At 60.5% G+C, this 16,999-nt stretch carries 15 protein-coding genes; 12 read left to right on the forward strand and 3 right to left on the reverse strand.

All coding sequences use genetic code 11. The features are described from left to right. Positions 1-69: 69 nt before the first annotated feature. A complete protein-coding gene (locus LPB73_RS01690; RefSeq protein ID WP_231079394.1) occupies positions 70-378 on the forward strand; it encodes an EthD family reductase in 309 nt (102 codons plus the stop codon). An 87-nt stretch (positions 379-465) separates the two neighbouring features. Here the strand turns inward: LPB73_RS01690 and pqqA are convergent, their stop codons facing one another. Then, the gene (gene pqqA, locus LPB73_RS01695) at positions 466-546 is read right to left on the reverse strand and encodes a pyrroloquinoline quinone precursor peptide PqqA (RefSeq protein ID WP_081421972.1); all 81 of its coding nucleotides are present in this window, start codon (positions 544-546) and stop codon (positions 466-468) included. Positions 547-664: 118 nt separating this feature from the next. Then, positions 665-1,642 (reverse strand): helix-turn-helix domain-containing protein, encoded by a 978-nt coding sequence (locus LPB73_RS01700; protein ID WP_170849575.1) that lies wholly within the window; start codon positions 1,640-1,642, stop codon positions 665-667. A gap of 447 nt (positions 1,643-2,089) precedes the next feature. On the opposite strand from LPB73_RS01700, the gene xoxF5 reads away from it, so the two are divergent. The 9 genes from xoxF5 to LPB73_RS01745 all read left to right on the forward strand — a co-directional run bounded on the left by xoxF5 (position 2,090) and on the right by LPB73_RS01745 (position 13,495). Further along, complete coding sequence (xoxF5, locus tag LPB73_RS01705; RefSeq protein ID WP_089266008.1) at positions 2,090-3,895, forward strand: lanthanide-dependent methanol dehydrogenase XoxF5; 1,806 nt, start codon at positions 2,090-2,092, stop codon at positions 3,893-3,895. A 107-nt stretch (positions 3,896-4,002) separates the two neighbouring features. Beyond that, positions 4,003-4,494 (forward strand): c-type cytochrome, methanol metabolism-related, encoded by a 492-nt coding sequence (locus LPB73_RS01710; protein ID WP_231081034.1) that lies wholly within the window; start codon positions 4,003-4,005, stop codon positions 4,492-4,494. Positions 4,495-4,591: 97 nt separating this feature from the next. Continuing rightward, the gene (locus LPB73_RS01715) at positions 4,592-5,701 is read left to right on the forward strand and encodes an S-(hydroxymethyl)glutathione dehydrogenase/class III alcohol dehydrogenase (RefSeq protein ID WP_068734594.1); all 1,110 of its coding nucleotides are present in this window, start codon (positions 4,592-4,594) and stop codon (positions 5,699-5,701) included. Between the two features lie 76 nt (positions 5,702-5,777). After that, entirely contained in the window at positions 5,778-6,341 is a 564-nt protein-coding gene (gfa, locus tag LPB73_RS01720; protein WP_231079395.1) for an S-(hydroxymethyl)glutathione synthase, read from the forward strand. Positions 6,342-6,786: 445 nt separating this feature from the next. Beyond that, complete coding sequence (locus tag LPB73_RS01725) at positions 6,787-7,653, forward strand: ABC transporter substrate-binding protein (protein WP_175366348.1); 867 nt, start codon at positions 6,787-6,789, stop codon at positions 7,651-7,653. A 49-nt stretch (positions 7,654-7,702) separates the two neighbouring features. After that, positions 7,703-9,313 (forward strand): amino acid ABC transporter permease/ATP-binding protein, encoded by a 1,611-nt coding sequence (locus LPB73_RS01730; protein ID WP_231079396.1) that lies wholly within the window; start codon positions 7,703-7,705, stop codon positions 9,311-9,313. A gap of 46 nt (positions 9,314-9,359) precedes the next feature. Next, a complete protein-coding gene (locus tag LPB73_RS01735; RefSeq protein ID WP_231079397.1) occupies positions 9,360-10,601 on the forward strand; it encodes an acetamidase/formamidase family protein in 1,242 nt (413 codons plus the stop codon). A 128-nt stretch (positions 10,602-10,729) separates the two neighbouring features. Further along, positions 10,730-13,090 carry an acetamidase/formamidase family protein gene (locus LPB73_RS01740; RefSeq protein WP_231079398.1) on the forward strand — a complete coding sequence of 787 codons (2,361 nt, stop codon included), beginning with the start codon at positions 10,730-10,732 and terminating at the stop codon, positions 13,088-13,090. 18 nt (positions 13,091-13,108) lie between these two features. Next, positions 13,109-13,495, forward strand: a complete 387-nt coding sequence (locus tag LPB73_RS01745) for a RidA family protein (RefSeq protein ID WP_231079399.1) — start codon at positions 13,109-13,111, stop codon at positions 13,493-13,495. A gap of 25 nt (positions 13,496-13,520) precedes the next feature. On the opposite strand, the gene LPB73_RS01750 is transcribed toward LPB73_RS01745, so the two are convergent. Beyond that, on the reverse strand, positions 13,521-13,958 hold the full coding sequence (locus LPB73_RS01750; RefSeq protein ID WP_068735340.1) for a MarR family winged helix-turn-helix transcriptional regulator: 438 nt from the start codon (positions 13,956-13,958) through the stop codon (positions 13,521-13,523). A gap of 173 nt (positions 13,959-14,131) precedes the next feature. Between LPB73_RS01750 and LPB73_RS01755 the strand changes: the two genes are divergently transcribed. Together LPB73_RS01755 and LPB73_RS01760 are read left to right on the forward strand one after the other, a co-directional pair. Further along, on the forward strand, positions 14,132-15,313 hold the full coding sequence (locus LPB73_RS01755) for a substrate-binding domain-containing protein (protein WP_231079400.1): 1,182 nt from the start codon (positions 14,132-14,134) through the stop codon (positions 15,311-15,313). Positions 15,314-15,478: 165 nt separating this feature from the next. Continuing rightward, positions 15,479-16,993, forward strand: a complete 1,515-nt coding sequence (locus tag LPB73_RS01760) for an amidase (protein ID WP_231079401.1) — start codon at positions 15,479-15,481, stop codon at positions 16,991-16,993. Positions 16,994-16,999: the final 6 nt, after the last annotated feature.

A 16,999-nucleotide genomic window follows, 5' to 3' on the forward strand; every position in this document is an offset into this window, starting at 1 on the left:
GCATCAGGATCGGCATGCTATACGCATGCGGCGCGCCGTTAGTGCCAATAGTCAGGGAAGGATATGTCCATGGCGAGACTCCTGGTCCTCTACAAAACACCGAAGAAGCCCGCAGCCTTCGACAAATACTATCAATCTGTACATATCCCGCTGGCAAAGAAGATTCCGGGGCTGAGACACTATGGTGTCAGCACAGGGGGCGTCACAACGCCGACGGGTGACAGCGATATTCATCTGGTCGCGGCGCTGGATTTCGAAACGGTTGCAGCGCTCAAGCTGGGCCTCGCCTCGCCGGAAGGGCAGGCTGCAGCAGGCGACCTCGCGAATTTTGCGGATGGCGGCGTAGATCTTCTGATTTTCGATACGAAGGACGCCTGACAGCCGCAACGCGGGTTCAGCGGCCTCTGCCCGGCTCACAAACCGCAGTCTGCGAGCCGGGAGAGATCGATCAAGACGATCAATCTGTCACTTACGGGCCGCGCAGGCGTACATGTTGATTTCCATGCCGACCTGCACTTCCACGATCTTCGGAGTCTTCCAGCTCATCTTGGTCTCCTCAGAGTTTGCGCGATGATTGCGCCGCCGCACGATAAGCAGTGAGACGACGTCTTTCAACTTAACTCCTCAGGTTGCGGCGCAAAATGTGCAGGCAACCGAAGTTTAACTACACTTCCTCGGTGAGAGCAGGCCGCTGATGGCCGTGATGCGCTTTGTGTATCGCGGATGGAGCCACGCCAAAATATTTCCGGAACACGCGACTGAAATGCGAGGAACTTGAGAAGCCCCAGGAAAATGCGACGTCCGTGATCGTCTTTCCGTTCTGCGCTTCCAGTTCCTGCCGGCAATTCTGCAGCCGCGCCTGCCAGATATAGTCGCTGACGGTTATCCCGCGGTCGCTGAACAGCATATGCAGATAACGTTTGGTGCAGTGCAGTGCAGACGAAATCTGATCGATGCTGAGCTCGGGGTCCCGCAAGTGTTCCCGAATGAAACCCTGCGCGCGGACATACATGGCTTCCGGCCCGACGCGATCGAGCGTCATGTCGACTTCCCGCAACGGCAACAGCAACAGATCAATCAGTGAATCGGCAACACCGATGGCACTGTTTGGCGATAGTCTGGTCGCTTCGTGGAAGGCGGCCTGTACAAATTCGTGTGCGATGCGCCCGGTGCCGGCGCGCGCCGACAGTTTGCAAGCGGCCAGATTTCCTGCACCGAGGCCGCGCTCATGCAGCAGCTCCTTGGGCACGATCACGACGTCATGGCGTGTAAAGGCCGGGCTGACGATGGTATGCGGGCACGACACATCATAGACGAGGCAATCGCCAGGCCCGATATCGATCCGGCGACTGTCCTGTTCGAAATGCGAAACGCCATAAGTTTGGAACACGATCTTTACGTATGGATGGTCGCTTTGCCGAATTCGCGGGGCTGCGTGGCCGATTCGATGCTGGCTCGCCTCGATGTGACACAATTTCAGCCGCGAAACCGATGTGCAGCTGATCAGCGCATCGAATGTGGATGCTTCCAGCGGATCGATGTCAAAACGCCCGCACAGATCGGTCAGCGCATCTGACCAAACCTGGATCTGCCTTGTCGGCGTCAATCCGGATGTGCTGAGAGAACTAAGCGTATCGGACATGAACAATTCACCGATGAAAGGTCATCACGTAACAATTCGTCACGAGACGGAACTATACTTACAGAACGAAGCACATATCGAACGAAGCACATATGGAAAAATGTGCGAAACAATATGTAACGGCACAGCCCGCAGCTCGTGAATTGTGGTCAGAGTAACTCACTTCTCCTTGTCGATCCTCTGACTCGATACCAGCCCCGTCAAGTGAAACATCACCCTTAGGTCGCAGTGCGGCGATCCGTGTGCAGTGCGAAAGGCGCGGGCTTTCCAGATACCGTTCAGGTTTTTCGTCAATGTACGAGAAAATTATCTTGCACGGGTTCTCTGTCGAGCAAGCCTGCTTCGCTCTTGGGCAAGTATGCAGCAGCGGATCTTGCTACTCATAGATACCAAAATGAAGCTGGGCCGCTTGACGAGACCCGGCATTATGTCTGGGAGGACATCACGATGCGAAAGGTGCTGCTTGCGACCTGTCTTGGCACAATGGCGGCCTCTGCCGCGAGTGTTGCCATCGCCAATGATGAACTGACAAAGATGGCGCAGAACCCGAAAGACTGGGTCATGCCAGCGGGCGACTACGCCAATACGCGCTATTCGAAGCTGAACCAGATCACGGCGGCTAATGTCGGCAAGCTGCAGGTGGCCTGGACCTTCTCTACCGGTGTTCTGCGCGGCCACGAAGGCGGTCCGCTGATCATCGGCAACATGATGTATGTGCATACGCCGTTCCCGAACAAGGTCTACGCAATGGACCTGTCGCAGGACAACAAGATCGTCTGGAAGTATGAACCGAAGCAGGATCCGAACGTCATTCCGGTGATGTGCTGCGACACCGTCAATCGCGGCGTTGCCTATGCGGATGGCAAGATCTTCCTGCACCAGGCCGATACCACGCTGGTCGCGCTCGACGCAAAGACCGGCAAGGAAGTTTGGACCGTCAAGAACGGCGACCCTGGCAAGGGTGCAACGGGCACGTCGTCCCCGCTCGTGGTCAAGGATAAGGTCCTGATCGGCATCTCGGGCGGTGAATTCGGCGTTCAGTGCCACATGACTGCCTATGACCTGAAGACCGGCAAGCTCGCTTGGCGCGCCTTCTCGGAAGGACCGGACGACCAGATCATGGTGGATCCGGAGAAGACCACCGCCCTCGGCAAGCCCGTCGGCAAGGACTCCAGCATCAAGACGTGGCAAGGCGATCAGTGGAAGATCGGCGGCGGCTGCACCTGGGGCTGGACCTCCTACGATCCGGAGCTGAACCTCGTCTATTACGGCTCGGGCAATCCTTCCACCTGGAATCCGAAGCAACGGCCGGGCGACAACAAGTGGTCGATGACCATCTTCGCGCGCGATGCCGACACAGGCATGGCCAAGTGGGTCTATCAGATGACTCCGCATGACGAATGGGACTATGACGGCGTCAACGAAATGATCCTCAGCGATCAGCAGATGAACGGCCAAAACCGTAAGCTGCTGACGCATTTCGATCGTAACGGCCTCGCTTACACCATGGACCGTGTCACCGGCGAATTGCTAGTTGCCGAAAAATACGATCCGAAGGTGAATTGGACCACCGGTGTCGACATGAACAAGTCGTCGCCGACCTATGGCCGCCCGAAAGTAGTCGATCAGTACTCCACCGAGAAGCAAGGTGAAGACGTCAACACCAAGGGCGTCTGCCCGGCGGCACTCGGCACCAAGGATCAGCAACCCGGGGCCTATTCGCCGGATACCCAGCTGTTCTATGTGCCGACCAACCATGTCTGCATGGACTATGAGCCGTTCAAGGTGAACTACACCGCCGGTCAGCCTTATGTGGGCGCGACGCTGTCGATGTATCCGCCTCCGGGCGAAACCCATATGGGTAACTTCATTGCCTGGGACAACAAGACCGGCAAGATCGTCTGGTCCAACAAGGAACAGTTCTCGGTCTGGTCGGGAGCGCTCGCCACTGCCGGTGGCGTGGTGTTCTACGGGACGCTGGAAGGCTACCTGAAGGCGGTCGATGCCAAGACGGGTAAGGAACTCTACAAGTTCAAGACTCCGTCCGGCATCATCGGCAACGTCACCACCTACGAAAACAATGGCCGGCAGTATATCGCCGTCCTGTCAGGCGTCGGCGGCTGGGCCGGTATCGGTCTCGCAGCGGGTCTGACGGATCCGACTGCCGGTCTCGGTGCCGTCGGTGGTTACGCAGCCCTGACCAACTATACCGCACTCGGCGGCGCGCTGACGGTCTTTGCACTCCCACAGTGAACTGACGCATCAGTCACCGGCGCATGGCTTCGTCCATGCGCCGGTCTTTTCTGAAATCGCATGCCGAGGACAAGCTATTGCGTCACATCTGGTCTGTCATTGCCACGATTGTTGTCGTGGCCTCCGGGAATACGAGCTTCGCCGAGAATGCCGGCGATCCGAAAGCCGTTAAATCCGAAGACGGCAAGTATTTGGACAAGGAGGGCAATCCGACCTTCAACGTTTCCGCGGATGGCACCATCGACTGGTACACATATTCGGGTTACCGGCGCTATCACTCGGAATGCCACGTTTGTCATGGCCCGGATGGGATGGGATCGACCTACGCACCGGCACTGAAGGACTCGCTGAAAACGATGAGCTATGGCGACTTCCTCGGGGTTGTCGCCAGCGGTCGCAAGAATGTCAGCACGTCGCAGGAAAGCGTCATGCCGGCCTTTGGCGATAATACTAATGTCGCCTGCTATATGGACGATCTCTACGTCTATCTGCGTGCGCGCGCCAATGATGCAGTCGGCCGTGTGCGCCCGGGCAAGCGTGAGGAAAAACCCGCAGCCTATACGGAGGCCGAGAGCGCCTGCATGGGGAAACCGCACTGATGCGGATCGCAAGCCGCTGACCTGCAATCCCGGATGACGCGAGCTCGGACCACACAGGACCGGATGACGCAAGATCAAACGACCGAGGGAGTTGAGAATGAAGACCCGCGCCGCAGTCGCCTTCGAAGCAAAGAAGCCGCTTGAGATCGTCGATGTCGATCTCGAAGGGCCGAAGGCAGGCGAAGTTCTGGTCGAGATCAAGGCGACCGGCATTTGCCACACCGATGCCTATACGCTCGATGGTTTCGACAGCGAAGGCATCTTTCCTTCCATCCTCGGCCATGAGGGCGCGGGTATCGTGCGTGAGGTCGGTCCCGGAGTCACCTCGGTCAAGCCCGGGGATCACGTCATCCCGCTCTACACGCCGGAATGCCGGCAATGCAAAAGCTGCCTGAGCCAGAAGACCAATCTCTGCACCGCGATCCGCGCCACCCAGGGCAAGGGAGTGATGCCGGACGGGACCTCGCGCTTCAGCTATCAGGGCAAGCCGATCTACCACTACATGGGCTGCTCGACCTTTTCGAACTTCACGGTGCTGCCGGAGATCGCGGTGGCGAAGATCCGCGACGACGCTCCGTTCGACAAGAGCTGCTATATCGGCTGCGGCGTCACCACCGGTGTCGGCGCCGTGGTCAATACGGCGAAGGTCACGCCGGGCTCCAATGTCGTCGTGTTCGGCCTCGGCGGCATCGGCCTCAACGTCATTCAGGGCGCACGGATGGTCGGGGCCGACAAGATCGTCGGCGTCGACATCAATGACGACAAGGAAGAATGGGGGCGCCGCTTCGGCATGACCCATTTCGTCAATCCGAAGAAGGTCGATGGCGACATTGTTCAGCATCTGGTGGGGCTGACCGATGGCGGTGCCGATTACACCTTCGATTGCACCGGCAATACCACGGTTATGCGCCAGGCGCTTGAAGCCTGCCACCGCGGCTGGGGTGTCTCCGTTGTCATTGGCGTCGCGGAGTCCGGAAAAGAGATTGCGACCCGGCCATTTCAGCTCGTCACAGGTCGCGTCTGGAAAGGCACAGCCTTCGGCGGTGCGCGCGGTCGTACCGACGTTCCCAAGATCGTTGACTGGTACATGAACGGAAAGATCGAGATCGATCCGATGATTACGCATGTGCTCAAGCTGGAAGAGATCAACAGGGGATTCGATCTGATGCACGAAGGAAAATCGATCCGATCGGTGGTCGTGTTCTGAATGCAGGCTGCAACACTAGAGTGCCAATACAACAATGCTTCACACAAGTGACGCATCATACCAGGAGGATAGACTGATGACTGTTCATATCCACCCGTCCGTCGACGGCGGTGTCAAACAAGGTTCAGGCCATTTTGCCGGCGGAACGCTGGTCTGCAAGTGCAGCGACAAACCGGTCAAGGTCGGCGTCAAAGGCGACGTCGCTCATAATCACGCCTGCGGCTGCACCAAATGCTGGAAGCCGAGCGGCGCGACGTTCTCTGTCGTCGCGGTGGTTCCGCGCGAAAACGTCACCGTACTGCAAAACGGCGACAAGTTGCGCATCGTCGATCAGGCCGCAACCATTCAGCGCCATGCTTGCACCGGATGCGGTACCCACATGTTCGGCCGCATCGAGAACAAGGGACATGCGTTCTATGGCCTCGACTTCATTCATCCCGAATTGTTCGAAGAATCCGGCTCGGCTGCACCGGGCTTCGCCGCCTTCGTCTCGTCGGTGATTGAATCCGGCGTGAAGCCGAGCGACATGGCCGGCATACGGTCGCGCCTCAAGGAACTGGGACTCGAGCCTTATGATTGCCTTTCGCCTGCGCTGATGGATGTCCTCGCCAATCACGTAGCAACGGCCAAAGCGGCCTGAGTCAACACGGCATATGAGCATCCGCCGGTGGCGACATGTCGCCACCGGCGTTGCTATTGGTAGATTTGCTCCGGCAAGGGGCTTCGACTTTGTGGGTCACCCGAATAATCGCGCTTCGGCGTCGCTGCGATCGACCCGCTGCTTTGTCGCGACAATACTCACAGCATTGACTGCACGGCGGAGTCGATGGCTCGACGACCGCTTCTGACGGGCAGCCGACATGCGGCAGAGCCTCGCCGCCCATTAATGTGGCAGCTCTGCCCAAATCATGGGAGCGGACGATCCAAATTATTGTACGTCCCGGGACAAGCTTTCTGCGGACATGCGCCCGTAGGCTTCTTCGAGGTTAGGAACATGGTTCAGGCCATGACAACGTCGAAGGAGCGATCGAATGGTCAAGTTGCATTTTGCTGACATCCGTAGGCTTTGGCCTGAAACGGGCGCGATGATCGGATGGCGTGCGGCGGCAGTGGGCGCGCTATTGGCGGTCGGCACCTTTGTTCCGATGTCCGCGCAGGCGGCCGTGCCGGCGGCTTGCGCCGAATTGCAGGCGAAATTTCCGGACTGGAAAGGCAAGACACTCGTCAACGCCATTAATCCGCATACACCGGGCTATGAATCGATCGATCCCAAGGATCCCAACAAATATATCGGTTTCGACATCGATCTCGGTGAGCAGATCGGCGAATGCCTTGGCTTCAAGCTGACCTACAAGGCTGTGACCTTCGCGGCCTTGCTGACCACGCTGGCATCGGGCCAGGCCGATATCGTGATATCCGACATCTATGCCACCGAGGAGCGCGCCAAGGCGGCCGATTTCATCACCTATTCCAAGGTGTTCGACGGCGTGCTCGTCGCCAAGGGTAATCCCAAGAAGATCACCGGTATCAACACCTCGCTGTGCGGCACGGCTGCGGCGGAAAACACCGGCTATGTCGAAGTGCCGTTGATCCAGGCGCTGGGGCCGGAATGCAAGAAGGAAGGCAAGGCGGAGCCGACCATCCAGCTCTATGACAACAATGCCAACTGCATCCAGGCGATCCTTGCCGGCCGCGCTGATACCTATATCAACGACGTCAACACCGTCGACAACGCGGTGAAAGCCTATCCGGACAAGCTCGAGAAGGCGGTCGCGGTGACGATCCCCTATCAGGTCGGCATCGCCGTTCCGAAGGACAAGCCCAAGTTCCGCGATGCGGTGAAGGCCGCACTCACCGAGATCTACAAGTCCGGTGATCAGCTCGCGCTGTTGAAGAAGTGGAAACTCGATCCGGAAAACCTGATGGAGCCCGGCCTGCTGACGGTGAAGTAACGCCAGCCCGCAAGCAAGGATCACTCTCAAGTAAGGGCTTTCTGCCTCCATGGAGCTGTTCCTCCACTATCTCAGCATGCCGTATATGATCGAGGGTATCCAGGCGACCTTGCAGGTCACCGCCCTCGGTCTGTGCGGCGGGCTGATCCTCGGTGTGATCCTGGCGTGGATGCAGCTCAGCAGATTCAAGCCGCTGGCATCCTTCGCCCGGGTCTATGCCGTGATCTTTCGCGGCACGCCGCTGATCCTGCAGATGGTGTTTGCCTATAACGCCCTGCCGCAGATCGGCATCAAGCTTCCCGCCATTCTTGCTGCCGGTCTGGCGCTGGCCTGCAACGAAGCACCATTCATCGCAGAGATGCTGCGCTCCGGCGTGCTCGGTGTCGACCGCGGCCAGGTGGTGGCCGGCCAAGCGCTCGGCATGACCCCGGGCGTCCTGATGCGCCGGATCATCGCGCCGCAGGCGATCCGGTCGATGATCCCCGCTTTCGGCAACGAGGCTGTCAGCGCGCTGAAGAACTCGTCGCTGGCTTCCGTCATCGCCGTGCAGGAGCTGACGCTGCGCTCGACTCAGCTAGCGTCCTCGACCTTCGATTTCTTTTCGATCTTCTTCGCGTCGGGTTTGATCTATCTGCTGCTCACAGCGGCGATCGCCGGCATCCAACTGCTTCTGGAATGGAAGTTCGACCTCGATCGCACGACCAGGCAGAACCAGTTCATGCGCTTCATGCCGTGGTATCGCGCGCTTGGCAGCGACGATCCGCTGGCGCCGCAGGCCGACATGTCGCCGGAAATCCTGCCCGACGGCGGTGTCACCGAACTGCCGCCGCCGCGGATGCGGCCGGAACGCGCCGATCGCACCAAACGCGCGGAGATGCTGGCGCGCAACAATGTCGCCGTCGAGGTCTCCGATCTCCGCAAGAGCTACGACAGGAACGTGGTGCTCGACGGCGTCGATATCACGGTCAGGATCGGTGAAGTGATCGCGTTGCTCGGACCAAGTGGTTCCGGCAAAAGCACGCTGCTCCGCTGTATCAACAATCTCGAACTGTGGAACGGCGGCGCCATCAAGGTCGCCGGCCGCCAGCTTGGCTTCAACGAGTATGGCAAGGCGTTGTCGCCGCGGCTGCTGGCCAATGCCCGCGCCGAAGTCGGCGTCGGCATGGTGTTCCAACAGTTCAACCTGTTCGGGCATCTCACAGCCAAGGAAAACATCGCCGGCCCGCTGCGCTGGGTGCACGGCGTCGCGCGCGCGGATGCGGACCGCCGTGCCGATGAACTCCTGGCGCGCGTCGGTCTCAGCCACCGCGCCGATGCGCTGCCGCGGCATCTGTCCGGTGGCCAGCAGCAGCGCGTTGCCATCGCCCGGGCGATCGCGCCCAATCCGAGCGTGCTGTTGCTGGACGAGCCGACGTCGGCGCTTGATCCCGAACTGGTCAACGAAGTGCTCGAAGTGATCCGCAGGCTCGCCGTCGAGGACGGTCTGACCATGATCATCTCGACGCATCAGCTGCGCTTTGCCAGCGAAGTGGCCGACCGTGTGGTGCTGCTCGCCGGAGGCGCGATCATCGAGGAAGGCCCAGCGAGTGAAGTCCTGACCAATCCGCGCAATCCCGTCGCGCAGCGTTTCCTCAATGCGATGGAGGCGGAAGTCTCGTGATCGCCGCGCCTGTGAAGTTCGTCCATTTGCTACCGAGGGCCTCAGCATGAAGCATCATCTTCTTCCAGTGTCGCCAAAGACCGTTCACTGGGGCTATTTCAGCAAGGTGGTCACGCCCGCGCTGACGCTGAAGTCGGGCGACCGTGCCACCATCGAAACGCTGACGCATCATGCCAATGACGATTACGAGCGCATGATCGAAGGTGATCCCGGCGCCGAGAGCGTGTTCAAATGGACCCGCGAGCACAAGGCCGTCGTCCGCCGCGGCTCCGGCCCGACGGAAGGTCCGTTCATCCGCGGCTCAGGCGAAGGCGTCGGCGTGCATCTGCTCACCGGGCCGGTGGCGATCGAAGGCGCGGAGCCGGGCGACGTGCTGGAAGTGCGTATTCTCGACGTGCGCCCGCGACCGGCCTGCAAGGCCTGTTATGCCGGCAAGTGTTTCGGCTCCAACGTTGCGGCCAATTGGGGCTTCCACTATCACGACCTGATCGAGGAACCGAAGCCGCGCGAGGTCGTGACGATCTTCGAACTCGATACATCGGGCGAGCCGTTTGCCAAGGCGGTCTATAATTATGTCTGGACGCCGCAGACCGACCCCGATGGCATCCTGCATCCAACCATCGATTATCCCGGCGTGCGCGTCGATCACGCGACCATCAGGAAACGCGAAAACATCCTGCCCAACGTCAAGGTGCCGGCACGGCTGCATTTCGGCACCATGGGCCTCGCGCCATCCGAGGAGAATTTCGTGTCGTCGATCCCGCCGAGTTACACAGGCGGCAATATCGATGACTGGCGCGTCGGCAAGGGCGCCAAGATGTTCTATCCTGTGGCGGTGCCCGGCGCGTTCTTCTCGGTCGGCGATCCCCATGCCGCGCAGGGCGACAGCGAGCTCGGCGGCACGGCCATCGAGACCTCGCTGACCGGCGATTTCGAGTTCATCCTGCACAAGCATCGTGACCTCGGCGGTACGCCCCTCGAAGGCCTGACGCATCCGATGCTGGAAACCGCCGATGCCTGGTCGGTCTACGGCTTCACCTTCCCGAACTATCTCGCCGAACTCGGCGCCAATGCGCAGCTCGACGTCGCCAATCATTCCAGCCTCGATCGGGCCATGCGCGATGCGTTCCGCAAGCTCAGGCGTTTCCTGATGACCGTGCACAAGATGAGCGAAGACGAGGCGATCTCGCTGATGTCGGTCGGTGCGGATTTCGGGGTGACGCAGGTGGTCGATGCCAATTGGGGCGTCCATGGCACAATCCGCAAGAACGTCTTCCGCTGCGACTAAGCGGATGAAATTGCATTGAATTTGGCTATGAGGGTGATGGCGCGGTGATCCGGGAAGTTGCAGGGCAGGGCGCTGCGTCCTTCGGGATGGCACGGAGGTTGCTTCGCTTTGGCTATGAAGGTCGATGCATGAGCCTCCGTCCGTTCACCAGTGAATCCTACTCTGAAGACGACCGCCCCGAAGCATGGCGCGACGTCCTGGGTTCGATTGGCCTGCAGCCGACGGCTGCGACGACCACGCATCACGGCCACGCCACCGCAGTTCGTCGCACCTTCGAAGGTATTGCACTGGCCAAATTGTCTGCCGGCGCACAGGCGATCTCGCCATTGGCCGATCTCGCCAGCGACCATCCGCTGATGTTGCTGCCGCTTGAGGATGGCGTCGCGCTGAAGACCGCTGCGGGGCATCAGATCGTCGCCGTCGGGCATCTGCTGTTGCTGCCCCGCAAAGGGGACTGGAGCGTCGCATTCCAGCGCGACATGCGCGCGGTGGTGCTCTCGGTGACGTCCGATCCGCTGCACAGCCGCCGCGCCAGTGCATCCGCCATCGCCGATGTTCAGATCATAGGCCCCGGCGGCTTCGGCGACGTGTTCGCGCGTATGATGGAACAGGCGGCCCGCAACCTCGAAACATTGTCCGATGCCGAATGGTTGGCGATCGCACAAAGTCTTGCCGATCTGTTGCCGACCTTTACACGTCAACTGGCCGAGCCGACGGCCGATCTCAACAGCGGCACGGGGACCAAGGCGGCGACCTTGCATCGGCTGTGCCAAACCATCGAGCGACGCCTCTACGATGCGGATCTGACGCCGGCCAAGGTGGCGCAGGCCGAGGGCATCTCCGAACGTTATCTGCAGAAACTATTCGAAGGCACCGGCAGCAGCTTTACGCATTACCTGCGCGAACGCCGGCTGCAGCGCACCTGGGCCGATCTGTCGAATCCGTCCGAGGCGCATCACTCGATTTCCGAGATTGCCTTTCGTGCCGGCTTCAATGACTCCGCGCATTTCAGCCGCACGTTCCGTCACCGCTTCGGCCTGTCGCCGCGCGAATTCCGCCAGAATGAAGCCGAGCGCTTGACGGCGTCGGCGACGGCGGCGGGACAACGCGGCTGGCCGCAGGAAGCGCTGGCGCAGTTGCGCAGCCAGCACGCGCCGTCGACCGCGGGGAAGATTGCGCAGCCGGAGTCGGCCGCGACGATCACGCACGGCATCGCGGATGCTTCGAAGAACCAGCGGCACCATCATCTTGCCGCCGATGCATCTCGCGTGCACTGGGGCTATTTCAGCCGCTCGTTGTCGCCGCAGATCGAGATCAATTCCGGCGACACGATCACCATCGAAACACTGACGCAGCACGCATCCGACGATCCCGAGCGGATGATCAAGGGCGATATCGGCGCTGAGAGCGTGTTCTGCTGGACGCGCGATCAGAAGAATGTCGATCGCCGCGGCGCCGGTCCGATGGACGCCTCGATCTATGGCCGCGGTGCCGGTGAGGGCTTTGGCGTCCACATTTGCACCGGGCCGGTGGCGATCAGGGACGCGCAGCCCGGCGACGTGCTGGAGATCCGCATCCTCGACATCGTGCCGCGCGCCAGTCGAAATCCGGATTTCGACGGTCAGGTTTTTGGCAGCAGCGTCGCCGCGTGGTGGGGCTATCACTACAAGGAATTTCTCGCCGAGCAGAATGCGCGTGAGGCGGTGACGATCTACGAAATTCTCGATCACGACGACGTGCCATATGCGCGCGCGCTCTATTCGTATCGCTGGGAGCCGCAGACCGATCCGTTCGGCACCGTGCACAACACCTACGACTATCCGGGCATTCCGATTACGCCGGCCTCTGTACGGCGTCGGCATGACGTGCTCGACGGCATTCGCATTCCTTTGCGCCCGCATTTCGGTGTCATTGCCGTGGCGCCGCGCGAGGCTGATCTCGTCGATTCAGTGCCGCCAGCCTATTTTGGCGGTAATCTCGACAATTGGCGGCTCGGCAAGGGATCGACGGTCTATCTCCCGGTGTCGGTGCCCGGCGCATTGCTGTCGGTCGGCGATCCCCATGCCGCGCAAGGCGACGGCGAACTCGGTGGCACGGCGATCGAATGTTCGATGACCGGAACCTTCCAGGTGATCCTGCACAAGAAGGGTAATCTCGCCGGCCAGGCGTTCGCCGATCTCACTTATCCGCTGATCGAGACCGAGAGTGACTGGGTGCTGATGGGCTTCAGCCATCCGAACTATCTCGCCGAATTCGGCGCAAAGGGGCAAAGCGAGGTCTATGCGACCTCGTCGCTCGATCTTGCGATGAAGGATGCCTTTCGCAAGATGCGGCGCTTCCTGATGAACATCAAAGGTCTCACCGAAGATGAAGCGATCGCGTTGATGTCGGTCGCGGTCGACTTCGGTGTGACGCAGGTCGTCGATGGCAATTGGGGCGTCCACGCCATTCTGAGCAAGCGAGTGTTTGACCACACGTCAAAATCATAAGGTCCAGGAGACGCGCTGTTGCAATTTCACATGATCACCGGCGGGCCGAAGCCGGTCGCGCCGTTCAGCCATGCTGTGGAGACCGACGGCTTCGTGTTCGTCACCGGGCAGATGCCGGACACGCCGGTGATGCCGGGCGTGCTGCCCGATGGCATCGTGGCGCAGACCAAAGCGGTGATGGAAAATCTGCGCGTCGTGCTCGCGGGGCTCGATCTCGGCTTCGAGCACATCACCATGACGCGGATCTATCTCACCGAGTTCAAGCGCGACTACGTGGCGATGAACGAGACTTATCGCAGCTATTTTCCGCCGGATCGCCTGCCGGCGCGGACCTGTGTCGGCGTCACGGGCCTCGCTTATGACGCTCTGATCGAAATCGACCTGGTCTGTCGACGGCCCACATAATGGTCGGCGCGGAGAGATGGAAAACCTAGTTCGCCTTTTCGATCAAGCTTTCCAGCAGGCGCTTCAGGTCGGCCGTTGCCTTGTTGCCATAGTTCTCGGCGATATGGGCTTCCTGGCTCAGCGCCAGCGAGTTCAGCCGCTGGGTCAGTGTCTTGCCGCGGTCGGATATGAACATCACCACCTTGCGGCGGTCGTCGGGGTCCTGCACCCGGTAGACCAGCGCATCAGACACCATGCGATCGACCATCTTGGTAAGGGTCGGATGATTCAGCAGAACCGCATCAGCGAGGTCGCCCATGGAGTGACCCTTGCCGTCGGACAGCACTTTCAGAATGCGCCACTGTTCGACCGGCACGCCTTCCTTCTTGAAGCGCGCATCGAGCTGGCGATTAATTTCCCGGTTCGCCTGCGCCAGCAGATAAGCGAGGTGTTCGGTGATGGGCGTGCTCGGCGTTCTGGCCACGGTTGGGAAACTTTGCTGGAAGGGGTGATGAATATTAAGCGACTTTGCCTGATCCATATGCACGGGAATCGTTGAATATTCAATATTTTCCTCTACGATATTTTCTTTCGCACGATTTTACGGCCGATCAATTGACGCCGCACCGCCGCTGACAACGTCGAAAGGAGAGCGACATGCTCTCGTCACTGCAGATTGCAACGACCGGCGCGCTGCCGATGCCGGCGCCATGGTTGCTGAAGGGCTTTCAGGACAGCGGGGGAGGCCGTGACGCGATTGCACGTCCCGATCTGTTTCCGCGGCGTCGCAATCGCGAAAAGCTGCGCGTCGTCAATTTTATCGGGCTGTCCGGCCCGGCCGGGATCTGGGGCCTGGCGGGCACCAATAGCATGATGCTCGCGGCATCGGAGATCAATCGGCGCGGCGGCATTCTCGGGCGCGAGATCGAGCCGGTGTTTCATGACGCCGGCGGCGATATCGATGGCGTTGTCCGCACGGCAGCCGACATGATCGCGGCTGGTGATGCCGATGTCATCATGGGCTCTCATATCAGCGCGGTCCGCGTCGCGTTGCGCAAGGTGATCGCCGGGCGCGTGCCCTATATCTATACGCCTGTCTATGAAGGCGGAGAACGCACGCCCGGCGTGATGGCGATCGGTGAGACGCCGCGCGATCAGTCGCGCCCGGCCATCGAATGGCTGGCGAATGAAAAGAAGGCGAAGCGCTGGTATCTGATCGGCAGCGATTACGTCTGGCCGTGGCTGGCCCACAAGGCCACCAAGACATATATCGCCGGCGCCGGAGGGCGCGTGGTCGGTGAGGAATTCGTTGCGCTTGGCGAGCAGAATCACGATGCCCAGATCGCCCGTATCCGGGCCGCCAAGCCGGATGTCGTGGTCATCTCGCTGATCGGCACCGACAGCATCGTGTTCAACCGCGCCTTCGCCGAACATGGTCTCTCGTCGAAGGTTCTCCGACTGGCGGGGGCCATGGATGAAACGCTGCTGCTCGGCATGGGCGCGGATAGCTCCGAGGGGCTCTATTGTGCATCGGGCTATTTCGTCGACCGTGCGTCGGCGGCGAATGATGCATTCCGTGCGCAATATGAATTATCGTTCGGACGCTGTGCGCCTGTGCCGGGATCGGTCGCGCAGTCGAATTACGAGGGGCTTCGGTTTCTCGAATCCGTGGCGACCAAGGCGGGCTCATTCGACGTCCGGCCGATGCTGAACGCGGCGTCCAGCGTGGCCTATCACGGCGCCCGCGGTGAGGTCAGCATGCGCGGCGGTCGGGCGAAAATGCCGATCTATCTTGCCGAAGCAGACGGTCTGGATTTCAGGCTCATCCGGACATTCTAGGTCAGTCGCAGGCCCGATCAGGACGACCCTGAAAAATAATACTTGAAAAGGAAAATATTTCTCTTTCTAATGATGCGCGAAAGGCGACACCGTCGTCGCCTTGACGGCGTGGGCATCCCGAAGAATGCCGCGCCGGTTGCATCGCGGATATCAGGAGAAATCATCGTGGCCGTTTCACTTCCTACTCCCGATCAACTCCTCGCCGTCGCCGATCAGTGCGGCCTCGCGCTGTCCGATGAGGACGTCACCTCGTTCCGCGCGCTGATGCAGGGATCCGTCGATGCCTACAACGTCGTGGCGGCGATGCCCGACGAAGTACCCGAAGTGAAATATCCGCGTACGCCTGGCTATCGGCCTGCGCCGGAAGAGAACACGCGCAACGCCTGGTATCGCAAGTCGGTGGTGAAGGGTGCGCCCAGCGGCAAGCTCAAAGGCAAGACCGTCGCGCTGAAGGACAACATCATGCTGGCCGGCGTACCGATGATGAACGGCTCCTCCACGCTGGAAGGCTATGTGCCGGATTTCGACGCCACCATCGTCACGCGCATGCTGGACGCGGGCGCCGAGATCATGGGCAAGGTCCATTGCGAATCCTTCTGCATGTCCGGCGGCAGCCACACCAATTCGACGGGCAACGTGCATAACCCGCACAAGATGGGCTATTCCGCCGGCGGGTCGTCGTCCGGCAGCGCCGTTGTCGTGGCGCTTGGCGAAGTCGACATGGCAATCGGCGGCGATCAGGGCGGCTCCATCCGCATGCCGTCGTCCTTCTCGGGCACCTATGGCATGAAGCCGACCTGGGGTCTGGTGCCTTATACAGGCATCATGCCGATCGAGATTTTCGTCGATCACACCGGCCCGATGACATCCAACGTCGCCGACAATGCGCTGTTGCTGGAGGTACTTGCCGGCGATGACGGCTATGATCCGCGGATCAAGTCGCCGGAAGTGCCGGAATACACCAAGGCGCTCGGCACCGGCGTCAAGGGCATGAAGATCGCCATCGTCAAGGAAGGTTTCGAGCAGCTCGGCGCCGAGGACGCGGTCAACCGTAGCGTTCGCGAAGCCGCCAAGCGCTTCGCCGATCTCGGCGCGACAGTGGAGACGATCTCGATCCCGATGCATCTCACCGCGGCGGCGGTGTGGACCCCGATCGGCACCGAAGGCATGACGCAGACCATGATGGTGGGCGACGGCTATGGCCTCAGTCGGTCGGATCTCTATTCGACGTCGCTGATGGACGCCCATCGCGGCTGGCGCGGGCAGGCGGATTCGCTGTCCGAAACCACCAAGCTGCTGCTGCTGTTCGGCACCTATATCAACAATAATTTCGGACCACGCTTCTACGGTAAGGCGCTGAACATCTCGCGTCGCGTCACGGCTGCTTATGACAAGGCGCTGGCGAGCTATGATCTGTTGCTGATGCCGACCACGCCGATGAAGGCGACGCCGCTGCCGGGTCCCGGCGCGCCGCGTGAAGAAGTCGTCGGCCGTGCCTTCGAGATGATCTCCAACACCTCGCCTTTCGATATCTCGCATCACCCGGCGATGTCGATTCCCTGCGGCATGGTCGATGGCTTGCCCGTCGGGCTGATGCTGGTCGGCAAGCATTTCGACGAGATGACCATCTATCGCGCGGCTCATGCCTTCGAGCAGTCTGCCGATTGGAAGACGATGTGAGGCATC

Origin of the sequence: Tardiphaga sp. 37S4 (genome assembly GCF_021044645.1) — a bacterium.
GTDB lineage: Bacteria > Pseudomonadota > Alphaproteobacteria > Rhizobiales > Xanthobacteraceae > Tardiphaga > Tardiphaga robiniae.